This is a genomic window from Streptomyces hilarionis (genome assembly GCF_024539675.1).
Taxonomy (GTDB): Bacteria; Actinomycetota; Actinomycetes; order Streptomycetales; family Streptomycetaceae; genus Streptomyces; species Streptomyces hilarionis.
In genome coordinates, this window is sequence record NZ_JAHHIT010000805.1 from 1 (window position 1) to 255 (window position 255).

The 255-nt window shown below is 43.9% G+C and carries 1 protein-coding gene; it reads left to right on the forward strand.

Annotated features, from left to right (window positions below; all coding sequences use genetic code 11):
• Positions 1 to 13: 13 nt before the first annotated feature.
• On the forward strand, positions 14 to 255 hold a 242-nt coding region (locus KMS84_RS43185), incomplete at its 3' end, for a reverse transcriptase domain-containing protein (RefSeq protein WP_368860724.1).

Sequence of the window (255 nt, forward strand, 5' to 3'; positions counted from 1 at the left end):
CCCTAGTAAAATGATGGGTAACGAGTTCCTCAAGCTGGTAGATTTAACAGGCCAAATCAAATCAAGCTGCCTAGTTCGGTTCATGGATGACTTCACACTTTTTCATGATAATCCTGAGGTTCTGTGGCAAGATTTCACTCGAATTCAACAGCTCCTCGGGCAGTATGGCTTAAACATCAACCCCAGCAAGACGTACTTTGAAAAAAACCTTAGTGGGGTGGAGGAGACACTCACTAAACTTCGAGAGTCCCTTAT